18 protein-coding genes are annotated in these 21,260 nt (G+C 52.5%); 12 read left to right on the top strand and 6 right to left on the bottom strand.

Annotated elements, in window-relative coordinates; all coding sequences use genetic code 11:
* Nucleotides 1–154 precede the first annotated feature (154 nt).
* Nucleotides 155–586, bottom strand: coding sequence for a heat shock protein HslJ (gene hslJ, locus ACMV5H_RS19745; RefSeq protein WP_024486551.1), 432 nt, complete (start codon nucleotides 584–586; stop codon nucleotides 155–157).
* Between the two features lie 61 nt (nucleotides 587–647).
* Nucleotides 648–1,640 carry a 2-hydroxyacid dehydrogenase gene (locus ACMV5H_RS19750; RefSeq protein ID WP_021806523.1) on the bottom strand — a complete coding sequence of 331 codons (993 nt, stop codon included), beginning with the start codon at nucleotides 1,638–1,640 and terminating at the stop codon, nucleotides 648–650.
* A 267-nt stretch (nucleotides 1,641–1,907) separates the two neighbouring features.
* On the opposite strand from ACMV5H_RS19750, the gene ACMV5H_RS19755 reads away from it, so the two are divergent.
* The 3 genes from ACMV5H_RS19755 to ACMV5H_RS19765 are packed head-to-tail and all read left to right on the top strand — an operon-like array spanning nucleotide 1,908 to nucleotide 5,046.
* Entirely contained in the window at nucleotides 1,908–4,520 is a 2,613-nt protein-coding gene (locus ACMV5H_RS19755; protein ID WP_414822315.1) for a YdbH family protein, read from the top strand.
* The gene (locus ACMV5H_RS19760; protein ID WP_021177849.1) at nucleotides 4,517–4,714 is read left to right on the top strand and encodes a YnbE family lipoprotein; all 198 of its coding nucleotides are present in this window, start codon (nucleotides 4,517–4,519) and stop codon (nucleotides 4,712–4,714) included. The genes ACMV5H_RS19755 and ACMV5H_RS19760 overlap by 4 nt, the downstream gene beginning before the upstream one ends.
* An 8-nt stretch (nucleotides 4,715–4,722) precedes the next feature.
* Nucleotides 4,723–5,046 (top strand): YdbL family protein, encoded by a 324-nt coding sequence (locus tag ACMV5H_RS19765; protein ID WP_021806521.1) that lies wholly within the window; start codon nucleotides 4,723–4,725, stop codon nucleotides 5,044–5,046.
* A 118-nt stretch (nucleotides 5,047–5,164) separates the two neighbouring features.
* On the opposite strand, the gene ACMV5H_RS19770 is transcribed toward ACMV5H_RS19765, so the two are convergent.
* Complete coding sequence (locus tag ACMV5H_RS19770) at nucleotides 5,165–5,770, bottom strand: FMN-dependent NADH-azoreductase (protein WP_414822316.1); 606 nt, start codon at nucleotides 5,768–5,770, stop codon at nucleotides 5,165–5,167.
* Between the two features lie 313 nt (nucleotides 5,771–6,083).
* Between ACMV5H_RS19770 and hrpA the strand changes: the two genes are divergently transcribed.
* A complete protein-coding gene (gene hrpA / locus ACMV5H_RS19775; protein ID WP_414822317.1) occupies nucleotides 6,084–9,971 on the top strand; it encodes an ATP-dependent RNA helicase HrpA in 3,888 nt (1,295 codons plus the stop codon).
* Here the strand turns inward: hrpA and ACMV5H_RS19780 are convergent.
* Nucleotides 9,956–11,092 carry an MFS transporter gene (locus ACMV5H_RS19780; RefSeq protein WP_414822318.1) on the bottom strand — a complete coding sequence of 379 codons (1,137 nt, stop codon included), beginning with the start codon at nucleotides 11,090–11,092 and terminating at the stop codon, nucleotides 9,956–9,958. The genes hrpA and ACMV5H_RS19780 overlap by 16 nt on opposite strands.
* A gap of 94 nt (nucleotides 11,093–11,186) precedes the next feature.
* Between ACMV5H_RS19780 and ACMV5H_RS19785 the strand changes: the two genes are divergently transcribed.
* The 7 genes from ACMV5H_RS19785 to ACMV5H_RS19815 all read left to right on the top strand — a co-directional run bounded on the left by ACMV5H_RS19785 (nucleotide 11,187) and on the right by ACMV5H_RS19815 (nucleotide 17,618).
* Nucleotides 11,187–11,975 (top strand): AraC family transcriptional regulator, encoded by a 789-nt coding sequence (locus ACMV5H_RS19785; RefSeq protein WP_115158892.1) that lies wholly within the window; start codon nucleotides 11,187–11,189, stop codon nucleotides 11,973–11,975.
* Nucleotides 11,976–12,261: 286 nt separating this feature from the next.
* Complete coding sequence (locus tag ACMV5H_RS19790) at nucleotides 12,262–12,708, top strand: PTS sugar transporter subunit IIA (protein WP_209522883.1); 447 nt, start codon at nucleotides 12,262–12,264, stop codon at nucleotides 12,706–12,708.
* Between the two features lie 25 nt (nucleotides 12,709–12,733).
* Nucleotides 12,734–14,128: a PTS mannitol transporter subunit IICB gene (locus ACMV5H_RS19795; protein ID WP_414822319.1), complete on the top strand. Its 1,395-nt coding sequence runs from the start codon at nucleotides 12,734–12,736 to the stop codon at nucleotides 14,126–14,128.
* Nucleotides 14,125–15,393, top strand: a complete 1,269-nt coding sequence (locus ACMV5H_RS19800) for a zinc-binding dehydrogenase (RefSeq protein WP_166732632.1) — start codon at nucleotides 14,125–14,127, stop codon at nucleotides 15,391–15,393. The genes ACMV5H_RS19795 and ACMV5H_RS19800 overlap by 4 nt, the downstream gene beginning before the upstream one ends.
* Nucleotides 15,394–15,399: 6 nt before the next feature.
* Complete coding sequence (glpX, locus tag ACMV5H_RS19805; protein ID WP_414822320.1) at nucleotides 15,400–16,371, top strand: class II fructose-bisphosphatase; 972 nt, start codon at nucleotides 15,400–15,402, stop codon at nucleotides 16,369–16,371.
* Nucleotides 16,372–16,387: 16 nt separating this feature from the next.
* Complete coding sequence (locus ACMV5H_RS19810) at nucleotides 16,388–16,915, top strand: MltR family transcriptional regulator (protein WP_414822321.1); 528 nt, start codon at nucleotides 16,388–16,390, stop codon at nucleotides 16,913–16,915.
* On the top strand, nucleotides 16,893–17,618 hold the full coding sequence (locus ACMV5H_RS19815) for a nucleoside/nucleotide kinase family protein (protein ID WP_414822322.1): 726 nt from the start codon (nucleotides 16,893–16,895) through the stop codon (nucleotides 17,616–17,618). Before ACMV5H_RS19810 ends, ACMV5H_RS19815 begins: the two co-directional genes overlap by 23 nt.
* On the opposite strand, the gene ACMV5H_RS19820 is transcribed toward ACMV5H_RS19815, so the two are convergent.
* A complete protein-coding gene (locus ACMV5H_RS19820; protein ID WP_021806511.1) occupies nucleotides 17,601–18,422 on the bottom strand; it encodes a trypsin-like serine peptidase in 822 nt (273 codons plus the stop codon). The genes ACMV5H_RS19815 and ACMV5H_RS19820 overlap by 18 nt on opposite strands.
* A gap of 296 nt (nucleotides 18,423–18,718) precedes the next feature.
* On the bottom strand, nucleotides 18,719–19,009 hold the full coding sequence (gene asr, locus ACMV5H_RS19825; RefSeq protein WP_414822323.1) for an acid resistance repetitive basic protein Asr: 291 nt from the start codon (nucleotides 19,007–19,009) through the stop codon (nucleotides 18,719–18,721).
* 469 nt (nucleotides 19,010–19,478) lie between these two features.
* Between asr and ACMV5H_RS19830 the strand changes: the two genes are divergently transcribed.
* Nucleotides 19,479–21,260, top strand: a complete 1,782-nt coding sequence (locus tag ACMV5H_RS19830; protein WP_414822324.1) for a colicin-like pore-forming protein — start codon at nucleotides 19,479–19,481, stop codon at nucleotides 21,258–21,260.

Below are 21,260 nucleotides of genomic sequence, written 5' to 3' on the forward strand. Positions count from 1 at the left end.
GTACGTAATGACATGGCAGATCTCTCATCCCACGGCATAAGCAACTCCACTCAGAAGTACTCATACCTATGTTGTAAGTGTCTACCATGTCCCCGAACAAGTGTTCATGATGTCCCCGGTCTGTACAGGGAGAGGGTTGGGGTGAGGGGGAAAATTAATTGACCCAGTCTTTCAGGGTATACACCAGTTGGTGATCGCTGCCGCTCAGGGTCAGCTGTTGGCCGTTGAGAGAGACTTTTGCACCGTTAGCCAGCAGTGTGCCGATGGTTTGATCCCATTGGTTACGTTGCGGATCCGCGCACATCATGCGGGTCGTAGCGAGGTTTTTCACCGTCAGCACGCCGTTTTCTAACTGGCCCTGGCCGAAGAAACGGTTGCACATAGATCCGGAAATATTCATTTTCTCGCCGAACTCAATGCTCGGGCCGCTGCCTTGTTTCGCCTCAACCGCTACACCATCCACGCTTTGCAACACAAAGTTGTGATGCAGCAGATCGCTTTCTACTACGGTTTGTTGTTTGGTTTGCGCGGAACCACAGCCAGCCAATAGCGCACAGGCCATTGCTAAAGGGATCAGTTTTTTCATCATTGTGAACCTGTTCAGGTTTTGTCGGAAGGATCAGGGGCGCTAAGCGCGCCCCAAAGTATTAGGCATTAAGCTGATTAGGGCAGGCTTCACCCCGCGTAAGCTGTTCAATATTTTTCAACGTGGTTTGCGAGATACTGGTCAACGCCTCTTCCGTCAGGAACGCCTGGTGGCCGGTAAACAGCACGTTATGGCAGGCGGACAGGCGGCGGAAAACGTCGTCCTGGATCACGTCGTTGGATTTGTCTTCAAAGAACAGGTCGCGTTCGTTCTCGTATACGTCCATCCCCAGCGCACCAATCTTCTGCTGTTTGAGGGCATCGATAGCGGCGGAAGAGTCGATCAAGGCACCGCGGCTGGTGTTAATCACCATCACGCCGTCCTTCATCATGGAAAACGCGTCCGCATTCAGCAGGTGATGGTTTTCCGGCGTCAACGGGCAGTGCAGGGTGATCACGTCCGCCTGGGCATACAGCGTCTTAAGATCGACATATTCGGCACCCAGTTCTAACGCCTGCGCGCTTGGGTAGGGATCGTAGGCCAAGAGCTTCATACCAAAGCCTTTCAGAATACGCATGGTGGCTACGCCGATCTTACCGGTGCCAATCACGCCTGCGGTGCGGTTATGCATATTGAAGCCGATCAGCCCTTCCAGCGAGAAGTTGGCATCGCGGGTGCGCTGATAAGCACGATGAATGCGGCGGTTCAGGCACATCATCATGCCCACGGCGTGTTCGGCGACGGCTTCAGGTGAATAAGCCGGAACGCGCACCACCTTGATACCCAGCTCTTTCGCCGCATCCAGATCGACGTTATTGAACCCGGCGCAACGCAGGGCGAGGATCTCGACCCCAAGCGCGGCCAGCTCTTCCAGCACTTCCCGGCTACCGTCGTCATTGACGAAGATGCATACGGCCTTACAGCCGATAGCCGTTTTGGCGGTTTTCTTGCTTAGCAGAAAGTCGAAAAACTCCAGCTCATAACCAAACTGCTGATTTACCAATTCAAGATACTTACGGTCATACTGTTTGGTGCTGTAAATCGCCATTTTCATCGTGGTTTCTCCCGCGTGATTATGTGATCAAATTAACATATTTTGCCAAATACGACAATGGTTTAGCGACCTGCGGCGGCGCAGGCCTTTTAGGGTTTTATGCTGATAATCAGTGTATTAGCCATTTTCTGTATTCACTGGGTAAATATCAAAATTGCGAAACCTGCTCTATAAATGATGAGATGGGTTCACCTTCACCTGCCAGGGGATCCGTGTCATCATTGCGCCTGGCTAATCGATGTTTATCAGGAACTAAACCTGCGCTTAATGACCAAGAGATTAAAAGTATTCGTAGCGATCGTAACGGGCATCATCCTGTTGATCATCGCGCTGTGGCAAACCTTGCCTCGTTGGTTGCCGCGTGCGATAGCGCCTTGGTTACCGCAGGGTAGCCAGCTGGTTTTGCAAGGGCCCTTGCGTTGGCAGCAGGGGGCTTTGCATCTTGATGGGCTGAAGTTCAGCGCCCAAGGCTGCGCCATCGCCAATGTCAGTGAACTGCAACTCGCCTACCAAATGGGAAGTTGGCATTTAAAGGGTGAACGAGCGGACGTGGATACCGCCTGCCTGTCAAAATTGCCCGCCTCCGAGGGGGACAGCACTCCATTGGCGCTAGACCAATTGCAAGCGATGCTGCCGCCGTTTGACCTGAATATCAATCTTCTCACGCTCACCCCATGGCAAGCCTACGCCGGTAAATTGCAACTGTCGTCTGCGGCCACTGGCCAACGGTTGCATTATCAAGGTAAGAACGTCACCGCCGAGGCGCAGTTGGATGAACATCAGCAACTGACGCTAAGCAAGCTTAGCATCACGCCACCCAACAGCACGGTTCCTGTACAACTGACAGGCAAAGTCACCGTACCGCTGGATATGGACAGTTTGCCGATCCAAGGGGCGTTGCAAGGTGAGATACAAACCGCCTATCTGGAAAAACACTTGCTGCTGGATTTGCACTGGCAACAGCAGCAGGGCGTATTGACCCTGACGGAAAAGGGCAGCGACCAACCGTTGGCGACGCTCCCTTGGGCACTAACGCCAAAACAGATCAGCATCGAAAAAGGCGAATGGCGCTGGCCTTATCTGGAGCAACCGCTCAGTGGTGGTTTGAATGTGGCGTTGCATGACTGGAGCCAGGGGTTTGACGAAACCCAAATTACCGCACGTTTGAACGTGATCACTGCCGGGCACAACGGCAAGGGTAACGCGGTGCTGACGTTGGGGCCGGGTAGCCTGAGTCTGACCAACAGCGATCTGGGATTCCAGCTGACCGGGCAGGCAAACCTGGCCAATCTCTCGCTTACGGCGTCAATTCCCGGCATTATCAGCGGCTCGGTCCTTAACCCAACGCTGGTGCTACAGCCGGGGTCTTTACTGCGCGCCTGGGGCCGCCCGGCACCGGACATAAAACTGGAAGAGGCTCGGCTGCCGCTGGCTGGAGTAAAAGTCACCGCTCTTGGGATCAGTGGCCGTTTGCAGGCGATTATCAGCGCCAGCGAAAGTTACTGGGGCCGTTTCAAGCTGCATTTGGACGGCCAGGCACAAGATTTCTGGCCAGATCATGGTCAGTGGCAATGGCGCGCTTGGGGTAACGGCAAGTTACCCCCGCTACAGGCCGCCTGGGATGTTGCAGGCAGTGGGCGTTGGCAGGACACCAGCATCACCCTGGATCGTCTTTCCACCGGTTTTGATCGGTTGAAATACGGCATGGTCACGGTCGCGACGCCGCGCATGACGCTCAGCCAGCCGATCCAGTGGCAGCGGGATAGCAAAGCACCGAGCCTTACCGGCGGTGTGCAACTGGTGGCTGACAAAACCAGTTTTGGTGCAGGCCGTTATTTGCCGCCTTCGGTACTGGATTTGCAGTTGCAAGGTACGGGGCCAGACAGTTTCCAATGGCAAGGCGCGTTGCAGGCCGAGCAGATTGGGCCAATCAAGTTGCGTGGCCGCTGGGATGGTGAACGCCTGCGGGGTGAAGGCTGGTGGCCAAAACAGTCGTTAACGGTATTCCAACCGCTGATTTCACCCGATCTGAACATCAAACTGCGGGCAGGCGAGTTCTATGCACAGTCGGCATTTTCTGCTGCGCGAGTGCAGGGGTTTGAAGCCGGTGGCCACTGGGTGGTGCGCAATGGCGGCATGTGGCTGCAAGATGGCGAATTGAGCGGGCTGGACTTTGTCTTGCCCTATCGGTTTAAGAACCACCTGTGGCAGCTTGGGGCCAAACGGCCGATCATGCTGCGCATCAAATCTATCAAGACGTTGTTTGAGATGCAGAATATTACCGCCGATCTGCAAGGTACCTATCCCTACAGCGAAGCGTATCCGTTGACGTTGAGCAACATCGGTGTGGATATGCTGAACGGTCATATCAGCCTTTCGGCATTACGGATGCCGCAGCATGATGCGGCGGTGCTCAAACTGGAAGAAATCGACCTCAGCGCACTGTTTACCGCGCTCAAACCGAAGCAGTTCGCCATGTCTGGTCGCATCAACGGCGAGTTGCCGCTCTACCTGAACCACCCCAAATGGCTGGTGCAAAATGGCTGGATCGCCAATGCGGGGGTCATGACGCTGCGGCTGGATAAAGATATGGCCGATGCCATTGGCAGCAATAACCTGGCCACCGGTGCCGCCATCGACTGGCTACGCTACATGGAAATCAACCGCTCAAAGGCGCGGGTCGATCTCGATAACCTGGGCGAATTGACGCTAAAGGCGCATATCGATGGCGTAAATCCGCAGAAAAATGCCAAGCGTGAGGTTATCCTTAACTATAGCCATCAGGAAAACGTGTTTCAGCTGTGGCGCAGCCTGCGCTTCGGCGACAATTTACAAGAGTGGCTGGAGCAGACGCTCTCTAAACCCGAGGAACAACAATGAAGAACGCGACAGGGCCATTGCTGGCCGCCGTGTTGGGCGCATCCTTGCTGAGCGGTTGCGTACCGCGCATTGAGGTGGCGACGCCTAAAGATCCCATCACCATCAATATGAACGTCAAAATTGAACATGAGATCCGTATCAAAGTGGATAAGGACGTTGAGAACCTGCTGAAAGACCAAAGCGGTCTGTTCTAGGAGCCAGCATGAAAAAACGTTATCTGTGGTTGATTGCCGCCGGTTGGTTATTCAGTGGGATGGCTCAGGCGTTGACGCTGGATGAAGCCAAACAGCAGGGGCGGGTTGGTGAAACGCTCAGTGGTTATATCGCTCCGGTGAAGCAGGACGCGGAGACTCAGGCGTTGGTGAAAAAAATCAATGCCGGACGCGCCGAGAAATATCAGCAGGTGGCCGCCAGCAATCATATCGCCATCGATGAAGTTGCGCGGATGGCCGGGCAGAAGCTGGTGACACGAGCGCCAGCAGGGGAATATGTCCGTGGCATTAACGGCCAGTGGTTGCAGAAATAAAAAAAGCGCGCCTCTAGGCGCGCAACGGAATTTAAACGACTTATTGTTATGAGGGTAAAACGGATTTTGCAGGTGTGTGACTTACCAGAGCGCAATCTCTGCGCCCTGGCATCGCTAATTAAGCGGCGATCACTTCGGCCAGTAACGCTTTGGCATCGGCCTGGGCTTTGGTCGCAACGTCTGGACCGTAGGCAATCCCTTCGGCAAAGACGAACTCAATCTCGGTAATACCGATAAAGCCCAGGAACAGACGCAGGTAAGGTTCTACCAGGTCGGTTGGGGTGCCTTTATGGATGCCGCCACGGCTGGTCAGAATGATGGCACGTTTGTTTTTTACCAGGCCTTCCGGGCCGTTCTCGGTGTAACGGAAGGTCACGCCGGCACGGGCAATCAGGTCAAAATAATTCTTCAACTGAGTTGGGATGTTGAAGTTGTACATCGGAGCGGCGATAACGATAGTATCGTTGGCTTGCAGCTCGGCAATCAGTTCGTCTGACAGGGCCAGAGCTTCTTTCTGGCGTGGAGTCAGCGGGGCATCTGAAGGACGCATTGCGCCAACCAGTTCGCCATCCAGCACCGGGATTGGCTGTGCAGCCAGGTCACGCACGGTGATGGTATCGTTGCTGTGAGCATTGGCCCACTGCTCAACGAAGAAATCAGCCAATTGGTTAGACTGAGAATAAGTTGCCAGGATGCTGGATTTTAGAACCAATACGTTGCTCATCGATAATTCCTTTCGTGTTGACTGTGACATCAGGGCTGGTCGCCCGTTGCATGAGGTACACTCTATTCATATTGTTCCAACAGGGATAGCGGAATATTTCGAGATCTACGTTCGATTTTATTGAATAAGAAAACCCAGGTTAAATGGATGGATTATGGGGAGAAATGCCATTGTGGTATCCTGCTGCGCTAAGTCAAAAAATCGATAAACCTAATTTAATAAACGCAGTTATTGGCACCGACACGTCAGCTATAACATCAAACCTAGTCCCTGACGTTAAGCAGTAGTTGCGAAGAAACAAGGAACACCGAACGTGAAATCTACGCTCGCGGCATTGTCATCCCAACTGGGAGACTTGATGCTCCGTGATCAGCAGCGCCTGCAACGCCGGTTGCAAGGTGCGCGCAAAGTCAAAAGCCCCGAAGCTCAACAGGCGGTTGCCGCAGAAATAGCGGGTGATATCGAGCAAGCCATGCTGAAGGTGCGCTCCCGCGCGGCCTCGTGCCCGAAAATCACTTACCCGGAAAGCCTGCCTGTCAGCCAGAAGAAGCAGGACATTCTTGCCGCCATCCGCGATCATCAAGTGGTGATCGTGGCGGGTGAAACCGGCTCAGGGAAGACTACACAGCTACCGAAAATCTGCCTGGAGTTAGGGCGCGGCGTCAAAGGCCTGATTGGCCACACGCAACCGCGCCGCCTGGCTGCACGCACCGTTGCCAACCGCATTGCCGATGAGCTGGAAACCCCGCTGGGTGGCAGCGTCGGTTACAAGGTGCGCTTCAACGATCAGGTGGGTGAAAATACCCTGGTCAAACTGATGACCGACGGGATCTTGCTGGCCGAAATCCAGCAGGATCGCCTGCTGATGCAGTACGACACCCTGATCATCGATGAGGCGCACGAGCGCAGCCTGAACATCGATTTCATCTTGGGTTACCTGCGGGAGCTGTTGCCAAAACGCCCGGATCTGAAGGTGATCATCACCTCGGCCACCATCGATCCGCAGCGCTTTTCTCGCCACTTCAACAATGCGCCGATCATCGAGGTTTCTGGACGTACCTATCCGGTCGAGGTGCGTTATCGGCCGGTGGTGGACGACGCCGATGATACCGAACGCGATCAGCTTCAGGCTATCTTCGACGCAGTGGACGAATTGGGGCGTGAAGGGCCAGGCGATATCCTGATCTTTATGAGCGGTGAACGTGAAATCCGTGATACCGCCGATGCGCTGACCAAGCTCAACCTGCCGCATACCGAGGTGCTGCCGCTGTATGCCCGCTTGTCCAACAGTGAACAGAACCGGGTGTTCCAGTCGCACCACGGCCGCCGCATCGTGCTGGCGACCAACGTGGCAGAAACCTCGCTGACCGTGCCGGGTATTAAATACGTTATCGACCCAGGTACGGCGCGTATCAGCCGCTACAGCTTCCGTACCAAAGTGCAGCGTTTGCCGATCGAGCCGGTGTCGCAAGCTTCTGCTAACCAGCGTAAGGGCCGCTGTGGGCGTGTTTCGGACGGTATCTGTATCCGCCTGTTCTCGGAACAGGATTTCCTGTCGCGCCCGGCGTTTACCGATCCGGAAATTCTGCGAACTAACCTGGCCTCGGTCATATTGCAGATGACCTCGCTGGGGTTGGGCGATATTGCCGCCTTCCCGTTTGTCGAAGCGCCGGATAATCGCAATATCCAGGACGGCGTGCGTCTGTTGGAAGAGTTGGGGGCGATCAAAACTGCGGAAAACGGCCACTATCAACTGACCCCACAGGGCCGTCAGTTGGCGCAGTTGCCGATCGATCCACGTTTGGCGCGAATGGTGCTGGAAGCCCAAAAGAGTGGTAGCGTGCGCGAGATGATGATCATCACCTCGGCGTTGTCGATCCAGGATCCGCGCGAGCGGCCGATGGATAAGCAACAGGCCTCCGATGAAAAACACCGCCGTTTTGCCGACAAAGACTCCGATTTTATGGCGTTCGTCAACCTGTGGGATTATCTGAAGGAACAGCAGAAGGAAAACTCTTCCAGCCAGTTCCGCCGCCTGTGCCGCAACGATTTCCTTAACTATCTGCGGGTGCGTGAATGGCAGGATATCTACACCCAATTGCGCCAGGTGGTGAAAGAGTTAGGCTTGCCGGTCAACAGCGTGCCTTCGGACTACCGCAGCGTGCATACCGCGCTGCTGAGCGGCCTGCTTTCGCACATTGGCCAAAAGGATGCGGATAAGCAAGAGTTTACCGGTGCGCGCAACGCCCGTTTCTCCATCTTCCCGGGCTCCGGGCTGTTCAAGAAGCCGCCTAAGTGGACGATGGTGGCAGAACTGGTGGAAACCAGCCGCCTGTGGGGCCGTATTGCCGCGCGTATCGAGCCAGAATGGATTGAGCCGATGGCTCAGCACCTGGTCAAGCATCATTACAGCGAACCGCACTGGTCCAAATCCCAGGGCGCGGTGATGGCCAGTGAAAAGGTCACGCTGTTTGGTCTGCCGATCGTCGCAGCTCGCCCGGTAAATTACAGCACCATCGATCCGCTGCTGTGCCGTGAACTGTTTATCCGCCATGCGCTGGTGGAAGGTGACTGGCAAACGCGGCACCCGTTCTTCGCCGCCAACCTGAAGCTGCGTGCCGAAGTGGAAGAGCTGGAACACAAATCGCGCCGCCGTGACATTCTGGTGGATGACGAAACGCTGTTCAGTTTCTACGATCAGCGCATTCCGAGCGATGTGGTGTCCGGGCGTCATTTTGACCAGTGGTGGAAAACCGCCGGGAAGCAGAACCCTGAGCTGCTCAACTTTGAAAAAGAGATGTTGATCAAGGATGGAGCCAATAAGGTCAGCGCGCTGGATTATCCGAACTACTGGTATCAGGGCAACCTCAAGTTGCGCCTGACCTACCAGTTTGAGCCGGGTACTGACGCCGATGGCGTTACCGTGCACATCCTGTTACCGATCCTCAATCAGGTGGAAGAGGCCGGTTTTGAGTGGCAAATCCCCGGTATCCGCCGTGAACTCGTGATCGCACTGATCAAATCCTTACCCAAGCCGGTACGGCGCAATTTTGTGCCAGCGCCGAACTACGCTGAAGCTTTCCTTGGCCGGGCAACGCCATTGGAGATGCCGCTGCTGGATTCGTTGGAACGCGAGTTACGTCGTATGACAGGTGTGACAGTGTCACGTGATGATTGGCAGTGGGATCAGGTGCCCGATCATCTGAAAATGACCTTCCGCGTGGTGGGTGAGAAACACAAAACCCTGCGCGAAGGCAAAGATCTGGCCGCGCTAAGGGTCCAGCTCAAAGACAAGGTACAAGAGACGCTGTCGGCCGTGGCTGATGATGGTCTGGAACAGAGCAATCTGCATATCTGGAGCTTTGGCAAACTCCCTGAGTTTTATGAGCAGAAGCGTGGTGGTTACTCGGTCAAGGCCTATCCGGCGCTGGTGGACGAAAAAGATAGCGTAGCCATCCGTCTGTTTGACAGCGAACAGGAGCAGCAGCAGGCCATGTGGCAAGGTACGCGCCGTTTGTTGCTGTTGAACATCCCGTCGCCGATCAAATATCTGCATGAGAAGTTGCCGAACAAGGCCAAGCTTGGGCTGTATTTCAACCCGTATGGCAAAGTGCTGGATCTGATCGACGACTGTATCTCCTGCGGCATCGACAAGCTGATTGCCGAACACGGCGGGCCGGTGTGGGCGGAAGAAAACTTTGCCCGGCTGCAAGAGTTGGTGCGGGCCGAGCTGAACGAAACCGTGGTGGGCGTGGCCAAACAGGTGGAACAGATCCTGACGACGGTCTTCAACATCAACAAGCGTCTGAAAGGGCGCGTTGATATCTCGTTGGCGTTGGCGCTGTCCGATATCAAGGCCCAGCTTAATGGCCTGGTTTACCGTGGCTTTGTCACCAATAACGGTTGGAGCCGCCTGCCGGACACCTTGCGTTATCTGCAAGCGATTGAGCGCCGCCTGGAGAAGCTGGCGATCGATCCGCACCGCGATCGCGCTCAGATGATCCGGGTGGAGCAGGTCCAACAGGCGTGGCAGCAGTGGCTGAACAAGCTGCCGCCAAAACGCCAGCAGGATGAAGAGGTGAAGGCGGTACGCTGGATGATTGAGGAGCTGCGCGTTAGCCTATTCGCTCAGCAGTTGGGTACGCCTTACCCGATTTCTGAGAAGCGTATCTTGCAGACCATCGATCAGCTCTCTGCGTAACCTTGAAGCTTTGCTGAACAGGCGAGGCTTAACAGGCTACATCCCAGCAGCGTTAACGGCAGGTGCTGACCCATGGCGGCCAGTGCCAGGCCGCCAGCGATCAGCAGATAATAGAGTAATCCCAATACCGCTCCGGCAGCACCCAGCCGGTTGCGGTAATGCTTCAGTGCCTGGCTGAGAATATTGGGAATGGCCAAGCCAAAGGCAACGGTCACCGCCATGCAGGGCAGCAGGATCATCAGACTTGCCTGCCAATACCATGCAGCAACAGCGGCCAATAGGGCTAACAGACTGGCCATTTGGATCTGCCGGTAATCGCATAATCCTTTTTGCAGAAGATAGCGGTTTGCCGCTGCGCCGCACAGGCTGCCAAAGGCCAAAACAATCCCCGAATACCCAAACTGCTCGCTGGTCAGCCCCAAGGTCTCAAAAATAAACGGGGCCAGGCTGAAGTAGCTGAACGCCATGATGTTAAAACTGGCAACCAGTAACACCGAGCACCAGATTTGCCTATCGCACAGCATCTCCTGCAAACAGGGGAGTAAAGCGATACCGGCGGTTTGCTGACGGGTTTCTGGCAACGCTCGCCAGCACCAGATCAGCAACAACAGCGCCAATCCTGCTTGCGCGGAGAAAATGGCCATGCGACCGCCCCAAAACACCAGCATTCCGCCGCTAAACATCCCCAACACCGGGCTTATCGACAATGCCATACCAATTATCGCAAACATCTTGCCTAACGCCTGCCCCTGATAGACATCGCGCAGCATGGTTTGCGTCACCACAGAACCAACGGCGGCACCAAAGGCGATAATGGCGCGCGAGACGATGAGCAACGTGAAAGAGTTGCTCAGCAACGCCAGCAAGGCTCCTGCCGTATACAGCAGCAAACCGGCGAGCATGGCGGCTCTACGGCCATATTTGTCGCTGATCGTTCCCCAAAACGCCACGCCGAAAGCGAAGGCGAAAAAATAGACCGACAGCGTGTGGCCGGCCTGCGTGGCATCGATATGGTAATCAAAGCGGATAGCGGTTAACGCCGGGCTATAGAGCGTTTCCAGGATTTGTGGTGCCATGATCATCACGATGATCAGTCGCAGAGGCAGATTTTTGACGGACATAGCATTCTCCCAAATAAGTGACAGCAGTATAGGGAGATGGCGATTGTTCGATTACAATCATCAGGACAAAAAACAATGAAAATGGGACTGCGGCATGGCACTGATCCTGCAACATCAGGTTTTTGATCCGGATAGTTACTTCGCTCCGGTGGTGGGAATTAGTGCCGAACTGGCGGAACATGATTCTGGCGTACATCAGCATCAACGGGCCCAGATCCTCTATGCTCCACGTGGTTGTATGACGGTGACGTTAGCCGAACGCTGGCTGATCCTGCCGCCAACGCGCATTATCTGGATACCGAGCGGCGTGAGGCATCGCGTGCAACTGCGCGGGCAGGTGGCTTACCGTTCGCTCTATTTTACGGATGCCGCGATGCTGGCAATGCCGCACAGTGCGGTGTTAGCCGCCAATCCGTTACTGGCCGCGGTGATAGAACGCATCGCACATTGGCCGTTTGACTACGCGCAGCAGCATCCCCAGGCGGAAGATCTGCTGAGAGTCTTGCGCAATGAACTGAGGGTGGCGGAGCAGGAAAATACCAGCTTGATACTGCCGAGCGAACCGCGCATAGCGGCCTGGATTGATAGCTTAAACGGCGTCGATCAGCTCCCTGGGCTGATGGTATTAGCCAAGGCGATCAATCTCCATCCTAAAACGTTAACGCGAATCTTCCAGCGGGAAACCGGGCTGAGCTATCAGCAGTGGTGCCAGCAATGGCGTTTGATGCACGCCATTGAGTTACTGGCGCAATTGCCTTCCGTAAGCGCGGTTGCGCAGCGGTTGGCCTTCTCAAGCGACAGCGCATTTATCGCCTTTTTCCGCCAGTATACCGGCACCACGCCAAAGCGGTTTATGGCGGGTGGGATACGAAGTATTGAGTAATTCCTGCTATTTTTCTTGATTGGCAATACTGCAACGGTGATTAATGTCACAATATTTATATTTTTATAAAATTAGTTAAATGCAATATTGGTCACATTTTAACTATTGACAAATATATAATTTGAAAATTTCAATCAATTTTTTGTGAACCAGATCTTCAATTGCAATGTATTTCACATTAAAAGTGATTTCAATCACGAAATGGCATCGGATTGCGTTTCCCATTATTACTCCATAAGCTGCAAAGCAATTCCCAATCCTCTTGGAATAACGATAGGAAAAACACATGAATGGATTGATAGATTACTTCCCGGAAAATGCATTTACCGTTCACCAGCAAGATTGCGACTGGCAGCAGGCTATTGATTTATCGATGTGCTGTCTGCTGGAAAATAATATCGTTGAGCCACGTTATGTGGCGGCAATAAAGCACAGTACGCAAAATAATGGCGCCTATTATATTCTTACACCGGAAGTGGCTATGCCCCATGCACGTCCGGAAGAAGGGGCTTTGGGCACGGCATTAACCCTAACGGTATTGCCGCAGGGGGTTTATTTCAATGATGACAATCCGCAGGTGAAAGTGTTAATCGGCCTGGCGGCAAAAGATGCCGACAGCCATATCAATGCCATCCAGTTATTGAGTGAAATGTTCTGTGATGACCAGGCAATTGAACAGCTTACTCAGGCAACCAAGGTATCAGAAATAAAAGAAATCATTCTGCGCTTCTGATTTTATACACTCAAGGATCATTATAATGGCCAATAAAACAATGCGAGCCAGAGTGCAAGCTTTTGGCGGGTTCCTGACGGCTATGGTAATCCCTAATATCGGCGCATTTATTGCGTGGGGATTTATTACGGCACTGTTTATTCCCACCGGCTGGATGCCTAACGCACACTTTGGGCAACTGGTCGGTCCGATGATCACCTATTTGCTACCGCTGATGATCGGCTCCACCGGTGGCTACCTGATCGCGGAAAAACGTGGCGCGGTGATGGGGGGGATTGGCACCATCGGCGTGATTGTGGGGGCAGATATTCCTATGTTCATCGGCGCGATGGTGATGGGGCCGCTGGGCGGGGTGATCATCAAATATATCGACACCAAGCTGGATAAGCGTATCCCCGCTGGCTTTGAGATGGTGGTCAATAACTTCTCACTGGGGATTGTCGGCATGTTCTTGTGCCTGTTTGCCTACGAGGTGATTGGCCCAGCGGTACAGCAGGCTAACCATTTGGTACGTGCTGGCATTGAATCTCTGGTAGCCACTGGATACCTGCCGCTGTTGTCGATTATCAACGAACCGGCGAAGGTGTTATTCCTGAATAACGCCATCGACCAGGGGGTGTATTACCCGCTGGGTATGCAGGATACGGCGGTGAACGGCCGCTCGGTGTTCTTTATGGTGGCCTCTAACCCTGGGCCAGGGCTTGGTATCCTGCTGGCGTTTTCGCTATTTGGCCAGGGTATGAGCAAAAAGTCGGCACCGGGCGCGATGATTATCCATTTCCTCGGGGGTATTCACGAACTCTACTTCCCGTATGTGCAGATGAAGCCGCTGATGATTATTGCCATGATTGCTGGCGGGATGGCGGGGATCTACGTGTTTGATCTGATGGGGGCTGGTTTGGTTGCCGGGCCAAGCCCGGGTTCAATCTTTGCCTATCTGGCTCTGACGCCGCGTGGTGGCTTTGCTGGTACCTTGGCAGGCGTCGCCGCCGGGACGCTGGTTTCGTTCCTGATTGCCGCACTGATCCTGAAAACCGAGAAAAAGCAGGTGACCGAAGATAGTTTTGATGACTCACAGCGGCAGGTGAAAGCCTTGAAAGCTGCGGGCAAAGGGCAAACACAACCGATCCGTCACATCGCATTTGTTTGTGATGCAGGCATGGGTTCCAGCGCGATGGGGGCAACCACCTTCCGTAAACGTTTGGAGAAAGCCGGGGTGCCGATCAGCGTGAAGCACTACGCCATTGAAAATATTCCGCCGGAAGCCGACCTGATCGTGACGCACTCTAGCCTGGAAGGGCGAGCCGAACGGGTGAGCGATAAACCCAAAGTATTGATCAGCAATTATCTCGGTGACAGCAATCTCGATCGTTTGTTGGAACAACTGGTTGCCACACACTCAGAAAAGGAAGCCGTATGAAAACCCAAGCCGCCGCTATTTATGGCCAAAACGACGTTCGCCTGCGTGAGTTTGAATTGCCGCCGCTAGGTGATGATGAACTGTTGGTTAAGGTCATTTCTGACAGTGTGTGCCTGTCTACCTGGAAGGCCGCCAAATTGGGGGCTAACCACAAGCGGGTGCCTGATGACGTTGCCGAACACCCGGCGATCACCGGCCATGAATGTGCCGGGATCATTGAGCAGGTGGGTAAAAATCTGCAGCAACGCTACCGGGCTGGGCAACGTTTTGTGCTGCAACCAGCGATGGGATTGCCGAGTGGCTATTCGGCGGGTTATAGCTACGAGTTTTTTGGCGGTAATGCTACTTATATGATTATTCCACAGCAGGCTGTGGAGCTAGGTTGTGTATTACCGTATGAAGGCAGCTATTTTGCGGCGGCCTCTTTGGCAGAGCCGATGTGCTGCATCATAGGTGCCTACCATGCCAATTACCATACGACGCAATATGTTTACGAGCATCGCATGGGGATCAAACCCGGCGGCAACGTGGCGTTATTGGCCAGTGCCGGGCCGATGGGCATTGGTGCGATCGATTATGCCATCAACGGCAACATCCGCCCTGCGCGGGTAGTGGTCGTGGATATCGACGAGGCGCGTTTGGCGCGGGCCAGATTGCTATTGCCGGAAAGCGTAGCGCGTGAAAAAGGCGTAGAACTGGTGTATTTCAACAGCAGCAAGGTTACCGACCCGGTGGCTGCCTTACGTGACCTGACGCAGGGCCACGGCTTTGACGATGTCTTCGTTTATGCTGCGGTGGCCGATGTGCTGGTGCTGGGGGATGATCTGCTGGCTGAAGACGGTTGCCTGAATTTCTTTGCGGGCCCAACCGACAGTGAATTCAAAGTGCCGTTTAACTTTTACAACGTGCATTATGCATCCACACATGTCGTGGGCACTTCGGGGGGCTCGACGGGAGATATGTTGGAGGCGCTGCAACTGACCGCTGAAGGCCGCATTAATCCTTCGGTGATGATCACCCATATAGGTGGGCTGGATGCCGTGCCGGAAACCATCATCAATCTACCTTCGATCCCCGGCGGGAAAAAGCTGATCTATAACTTTGCCACCATGCCGTTAACCGCAATTGCCGACTTCCCAGAACTCGGGAAAACAGACCCATTCTATGCCCGCTTGGCGGAACTGGTGGCTGAAAGCCACGGCGTTTGGAACGAACAGGCCGAGCGTTTCCTGCTGCAACATTTTGGCGTGGAAACAGGGGTATAACTGCCGATGAAATCGCTGGCTTATGACATTGTACGCACCACTCAACAGGCTGCATTGGCTGCCTGGCCGCTGCTGGGCTGTGGTGATAAAAATCAAATCGATGGGGTGGCCGTCGCGGCCATGCGTCAGCAACTGAGTGGTATGGCCATGCAGGGGCAGATTGTGATCGGTGAAGGCGAAATCGATCAGGCTCCCATGCTGTATATCGGTGAGCGGTTGGGGAGCGGGAATGGCCCGGCCGTGGACATTGCTGTTGATCCTATCGAAGGCACGCGGATGGTGGCCATGGGCCAATATAATGCGCTGGCCGTGATCGCCTTTGCCCCACACAATGCTTTGTTGCATGCCCCAGACATGTATATGCGCAAGATGGTGGTGGGGCCAGAAGCTAAAGGGGCTATCGATTTGCGGTTGCCTCTGGAGCAAAATCTGCGGCAAGTAGCGCAGGCATTGGGTAAGCCATTGCATCAACTGCGCATGATCACGCTGGATAAACCGCGCCATGAACTGATCCGCCAACAGGCGCAGGCGCTGGGGGTGAAGATTTTTGCCATTCCTGACGGTGACGTGGCCGCCAGCCTGATGACCTGCCTACCAGGTGGTGAAGCCGACATCATGTATACCTTGGGTGGCGCGCCGGAAGGGGTCATATCGGCCTGTGCGGTGCGTCTGCTGGGCGGAGATATGCAAGCCGAGCTGATCGATTTCTGCCAGGCGAAAGGCGATACGCCAGAGCACAGATTATTGGCGCAGGAAGAACGGCGGCGCTGCAGCAATATGGGAATTGAGATTAACACCATTTTGCCGCTCAATGCCCTGATCGCCAGTGATGAGGTGATTTTTTCGGCAACCGGGATAACCAAAGGTGACATTATCGGCGGAATAAAACAAAAAGAGGGGTACTTGAGCACAGAAACCCTTATGATTAATGGTACCGACGGGTCGTGTAATAGAATTCATACGTTACACTTGCATTGATGGTATCGCAGGACGAATGAAAACGCTGACAGAAGATGAAATAATTGAACAACTGGACGAGCAGGAACAATTGCTCAATTGGTTACAGAAGGCAAATGAGATTTTATTTTCTGCTGTCAAAACCTATTTGCCACAGGTGTTTGTCAATAACGATCCCGACATACTCGAATATGCGGTAAAGCCATTGCTGGCAAAATCCGGCCCTTTGGACAATATAGATGTCTCCCTGCGCTTATTGTATGCACTGGGGAAAATCAAAAAAACCGTTTATGCCGATATCATCTGTCTTTCACAATTTAGCCAGCATGTGCAGGCGGAAAATAGCTCGCTGAGCTTTCATGATGAAATGACCTTTGATTTTATTGCAAACCTGAATGCCATTACGGAAAACGAACAACTTTTCAGTGCGATAAGAAAGATGAAGTTTTCCAGCTTTGAGGTTTTTAATAACGAGCGCTACGGCAACATGATTAAAACCGGATTAACGCTGGCGGTGACTTCGCTGTTAAAGGAACTGACCAATGAAAATAGCGCTAACAGTTAATGGGCTGACGATCGATGCCTTTTTTAACGATGAGGAGGTCGAACAGGTGCACTTACCTTTACTGCGCCTGTTGGCCCAAAAGCAGCAGCAAAAGGGGGCGCGCCTGGTGGTTTTCCTGGCGGCACCTCCTGGCAGCGGTAAATCGACGCTGACGGCCTTCTGGCAGCATTTATCGGCACAGCATGATGAATTACCGGCCTTGCAAACTCTGCCGATGGATGGCTTTCACCGTCCTAACTCCTGGCTTGATGCGCAAGGGTTGCGCAGCAAGAAGGGAATGCCAGAAACCTTTGATCGTCAGCAGCTTGAGTTGGCGCTGGCTTCACTCGATCAACCACGTGTATTGTGGCCTACCTACGATCGCGTGTTGCACGATCCGGTACCCAACGCTATCGAGGTGACTGCACCGGTAACGATCGTAGAAGGTAACTGGTTGTTGCTTGATGAGCCAGGTTGGCGCGATCTGGCCCGTCACAGCGACTTAACGCTATTTATTCAGGCACCAGCACAGCAACTGCGGGCACGGCTGATCGAGCGTAAAATGCGTGGTGGTTCATCACTGGAGCAGGCCGGCACCTTTTATCAGCAAACCGATGGGCCAAACGTTGATAGGGTATTGCAGCACAGTTTGCCCGCCACCATTACCCTCCGGTGGGATAACGGTAGCCTGCGCTGTTCGGAGGAGTTACTTACCGGCGGCTAAGAGATCCAAAGCATCGCGAATGCCGGTAACTGACAGTGCGCGGTTATCAGCCCGGTAGCGGTCTTGTGCTGCGGGTGCAGAGCTCTGGATAGCGATAAGTCGCCAGCCTTCGGCGGTCTTTAATATCAATGGGGAGCCGCTGTCACCGGGTAAGGTGTCGCACTGGTGTGATAACACGCCTTGTTGTGCCCAACCGGTGACTTTACAATTTTGATGGCTGTACAGATCGTCCAGATGATCTTCTGGATAACCGGCCTGGGTGACCAGGCGCTTTGCCAACTTTAAGGTTTGCGTTAACGCTTTTCCGTCACCTTGCCATAATGGCAACGGTTTAATCGCCAGCGGTTTGTTATCTTTTAGCCTGATCAACGCAAAATCATATGCGGCCGCCGCTGGTGGCACGATCCAGCCGTCGCCATCCGCCTTCAGCTTTTTACCTAATGACTTATCGACCAGCGTTTCGATATTTTCCGTCTGGTATTGCCAGCCTTTGCTACCGGAAATAAAGCGCAGCGCCACGGCCTTATCAAGATTGCCAGGAGGGGCCAGTACGCAGTGGCCTGCGGTTAGCGCCAGATGGGGAGAGATCAGCGTAGCGGTACACAGGTTACCACTCGCGGTTTCTACCTGACCAATAGCCTGCCATGGCCAACCGCTGGTTTCGGTGACTTTAATACGGTTATCTTTGCCAAAAAACAGACGGGTTTGATCGGCCGCAGACGCCTCGGAAGGGCTATCAGCATGCGCAGAATGGGATAAAGCCAAAGGAAATGAGCACAACAACAGTAAAACAGAGATGCGCATAGGTTTCTTGCCTGACAAATTCGGATCATCCATAGACACACTGAATGCTAACTATAGACTGATTTAGCCGCGGTGTAGATGGTCGGTGATTGATTTTCCGATAATTTCCTGAGAAAAATCGGAGATTACAGATAAAAAAAGCTGGCGATGAGCCCGCAAACGATCAGGGTGCCAAGGATGATTTCGAACCGATAGCGACGCAGCATAGACAACCCCCGATGAAAAAACACCCGGCGAACCGGGTGTTGGACAACGCTTACCAGAACAGGTGAGGGGTGCCTCACGCCGGTTGACTATCAGGCTGCCGGAGTTGCTGCTTTGTTGCTGGATTTTTTGTGATGCTTTTTAGCAGCCTGTGCCTTCTGGGCCGGGGCTTTTTTACCGTTGGCATTGTGATGCTTCTTGGCTGCCTGAGCTTTCTGCTCGATCGTTTTCTTGGCGTGATGTTTTTTCACGTGGGTGGTTTTCGCTGGTGCGGCTTGGGTAGTGGCGGCTGGTGCAGCAGCAGGAGCGGCGGCCTCAGCGGCGAAAGCGATAGATGACAAGCCCATTGCAGCGGCAACAACCAGAGCTAATACTTTTTTCATCGGTAGATCCTCAACTATCTGTTGGTTTGTAACCCCACTGCGGGGCCGTTGAAACAATCTTATGCAAACAGAAGAATACTTTCCGTGAGTGATTGGTTTCGGCGTGTAACCTAATGTACGAGTGCTGAACTTGTGTAACGGTAGGTCAGGAGGATTTTATTGGTCTTCTTTATCTCTTTTTAGTTACAACATACATTATGGGTGTTATAAGCCAGCAACCTGCAGCCCCGGTGCTCTGGGGAAGGGCGTGCACTATGGAACATCGTTGGCTGTTAAGGGCTAATTCAGCAACATTGCCAATTTGTCACCAGTTTGATGAATATCTTTTTTTGCGTAGTGGTACGCATATAAATGAGAATGATTTCTATTCATATTGACGAGCAAAAAGAGGCGCCATAAGGTGGATAAGGCCGTATTTATATACGGTTGATATCACTGAAATCCGTCTATTATTTGAAAAGGAAATTTAATGATGGCTCGATATGAAGATACAACACAGTACGAACGCGATGTTTTGACTTCAATGGGGTATTACTGGAATGGTCATGGCTGGCAGCGTGGGTTTGATCTGTCAGATGGCAACATGGTGGTTGAAGCATGGTCTGGTAATCGCTTACCGGAGAGGCAAAAAGAAATTAGTAACATTACGCATCTGTGGGATCAGAAGATTTCCGATATCAATAAACCGATAAGCGCTTTTGATCCGGAAGATGATGATGTTGTCCCATTCAGTAATGAAGCCAAAGAAAGTTTCCGCCAAGACTCCGATAAGGCTATTGAGTTTGCGGCGAACAAGGTCAAAGACCTTGATAATCAAATTAAGGAAATGCAACAGGATATTGATGAGTTAAACGGCCAGTTAGCGAAAAACAATCAGACGATATTAGAAAAAGCTAACCTTAACGCCATTATCAGTAAACTTAAAGTTAGTAAGGAACGCTTAACCGTGCTGCGCCATGAAGCTAACAAAAGGCGAGTGCAACAAGAATACTTGAAACGGAATAATGAAGATTGGTTCTATTCTAGAGAGAAGCCTACTCCGTGGGTTAGGGAACAGCAATCCTTGAACAGAAAGGAAATGGGAAAAACGCTGGAACAGGTGAAAACTATTCAAGCGGATATCGATGCGGCAAAACAAAAATTAGAGCAACTGGAACATGAACAGCGTCAAAAAGAAAATGAAGTCAATCGCCTCAAAGATTTAGATCTTACTACCGAAGCGGGTCTGTTACGTACTGAAAATGATGCGCATCAAAATGAACAAACCGCCCAAAATGCGCTGAATGATGCGAATGGTCGTATTAATCAGGCCGCTAATGATAAAGCGATTGCTGAAAATAGTGCCCGTGACTATGAGTTTAAAGCGGCTCAGGCCGAAGCTAAAAGGAAAAAACATGATGATTTGCTGGATAACTTTGTTAAATGGAACACCGAGGTTGATTACGGAAAACAGGCGTGGTGGACCGAGTTTAATGGCGCGATGGATTTGATCTCAAATTTGACGAGAGAACGTGATACTGCAATAAATCAGATGAATGCCGCGAGAGAATCGGCAAATCGTGCGGCAAACCGCCTTGAACAGGCAAAAAAGGATAAAGCCAACGCGGAGAACGTACTCAATAACGCCAGAAAAACGCTGTCTGATGTACAAACCCAGAAGCAGGCTAACACTAAAGCTAAACAAGAGGCAGAAACCAAGGCCGAAGAAGACCGTGTTAAGGATGCAGTCAAGTACACGGCTAATTTTTATACGGAATTAACCGGTAGATTTGGTGAGCAGTCGGCTAAAATTGCACAAGAGTTGGCGGACGCGGCTAAAGGCAAGCAGATCCGCAGTGCAGATGAAGCACTGAGAGCCTTTAATAAGTATAAGGATGTACTAAATAAAAAATTCAGTGTTAAAGATCGTGAGGCGATAGCCAAAGCGCTTGAATCGCTTAATCGTGATCAGATGGCCAAAAGCTTAGCCAAGTTTAGTAAGGCTTTTAACTATGTTGGTTGGACAATAGTTGGTTACGATACCGTGAAAGAAATAGAGAATGCGCTTGATAGTAATAATTGGCGACCAGTTTTTGTTCAGTTGGAATCTTTAGCCGCAGGAAGGGCTGCAACGGCGCTAACTGCTTTTGCTTTTAGTGTTATTCTTGGCTCTCCATTAGGAGTGTTAGGCTATGCCATTATAATGACATTGGTTAGTGCTTTTATCGATGATTCTTTAATGGAAAAAGTGAATAAATTAATTGGCATTTAA

The sequence above is a fragment of the Serratia sp. N21D137 genome (genome assembly GCF_047530005.1).
GTDB classification, from domain to species: Bacteria; Pseudomonadota; Gammaproteobacteria; order Enterobacterales; family Enterobacteriaceae; genus Chania; species Chania fonticola_B.

What these genes read in the sequence shown, in the direction of transcription:
- ACMV5H_RS19770 (WP_414822316.1), bottom strand. Translation starts at nt 5,770, where the DNA reads ATGAGCAACGTATTGGTTCTAAAATCCAGCATCCTGGCAACTTATTCT.
- ACMV5H_RS19815 (WP_414822322.1), top strand. Translation starts at nt 16,893, where the DNA reads ATGAAAATAGCGCTAACAGTTAATGGGCTGACGATCGATGCCTTTTTT.
- glpX (WP_414822320.1), top strand. Translation starts at nt 15,400, where the DNA reads ATGAAATCGCTGGCTTATGACATTGTACGCACCACTCAACAGGCTGCA.
- ACMV5H_RS19780 (WP_414822318.1), bottom strand. Translation starts at nt 11,092, where the DNA reads ATGTCCGTCAAAAATCTGCCTCTGCGACTGATCATCGTGATGATCATG.
- ACMV5H_RS19790 (WP_209522883.1), top strand. Translation starts at nt 12,262, where the DNA reads ATGAATGGATTGATAGATTACTTCCCGGAAAATGCATTTACCGTTCAC.
- ACMV5H_RS19810 (WP_414822321.1), top strand. Translation starts at nt 16,388, where the DNA reads ATGAAAACGCTGACAGAAGATGAAATAATTGAACAACTGGACGAGCAG.
- ACMV5H_RS19760 (WP_021177849.1), top strand. Translation starts at nt 4,517, where the DNA reads ATGAAGAACGCGACAGGGCCATTGCTGGCCGCCGTGTTGGGCGCATCC.
- ACMV5H_RS19800 (WP_166732632.1), top strand. Translation starts at nt 14,125, where the DNA reads ATGAAAACCCAAGCCGCCGCTATTTATGGCCAAAACGACGTTCGCCTG.
- ACMV5H_RS19755 (WP_414822315.1), top strand. Translation starts at nt 1,908, where the DNA reads ATGACCAAGAGATTAAAAGTATTCGTAGCGATCGTAACGGGCATCATC.
- ACMV5H_RS19785 (WP_115158892.1), top strand. Translation starts at nt 11,187, where the DNA reads ATGGCACTGATCCTGCAACATCAGGTTTTTGATCCGGATAGTTACTTC.
- ACMV5H_RS19820 (WP_021806511.1), bottom strand. Translation starts at nt 18,422, where the DNA reads ATGCGCATCTCTGTTTTACTGTTGTTGTGCTCATTTCCTTTGGCTTTA.
- ACMV5H_RS19750 (WP_021806523.1), bottom strand. Translation starts at nt 1,640, where the DNA reads ATGAAAATGGCGATTTACAGCACCAAACAGTATGACCGTAAGTATCTT.
- ACMV5H_RS19795 (WP_414822319.1), top strand. Translation starts at nt 12,734, where the DNA reads ATGGCCAATAAAACAATGCGAGCCAGAGTGCAAGCTTTTGGCGGGTTC.
- hslJ (WP_024486551.1), bottom strand. Translation starts at nt 586, where the DNA reads ATGAAAAAACTGATCCCTTTAGCAATGGCCTGTGCGCTATTGGCTGGC.
- ACMV5H_RS19765 (WP_021806521.1), top strand. Translation starts at nt 4,723, where the DNA reads ATGAAAAAACGTTATCTGTGGTTGATTGCCGCCGGTTGGTTATTCAGT.
- ACMV5H_RS19830 (WP_414822324.1), top strand. Translation starts at nt 19,479, where the DNA reads ATGATGGCTCGATATGAAGATACAACACAGTACGAACGCGATGTTTTG.
- asr (WP_414822323.1), bottom strand. Translation starts at nt 19,009, where the DNA reads ATGAAAAAAGTATTAGCTCTGGTTGTTGCCGCTGCAATGGGCTTGTCA.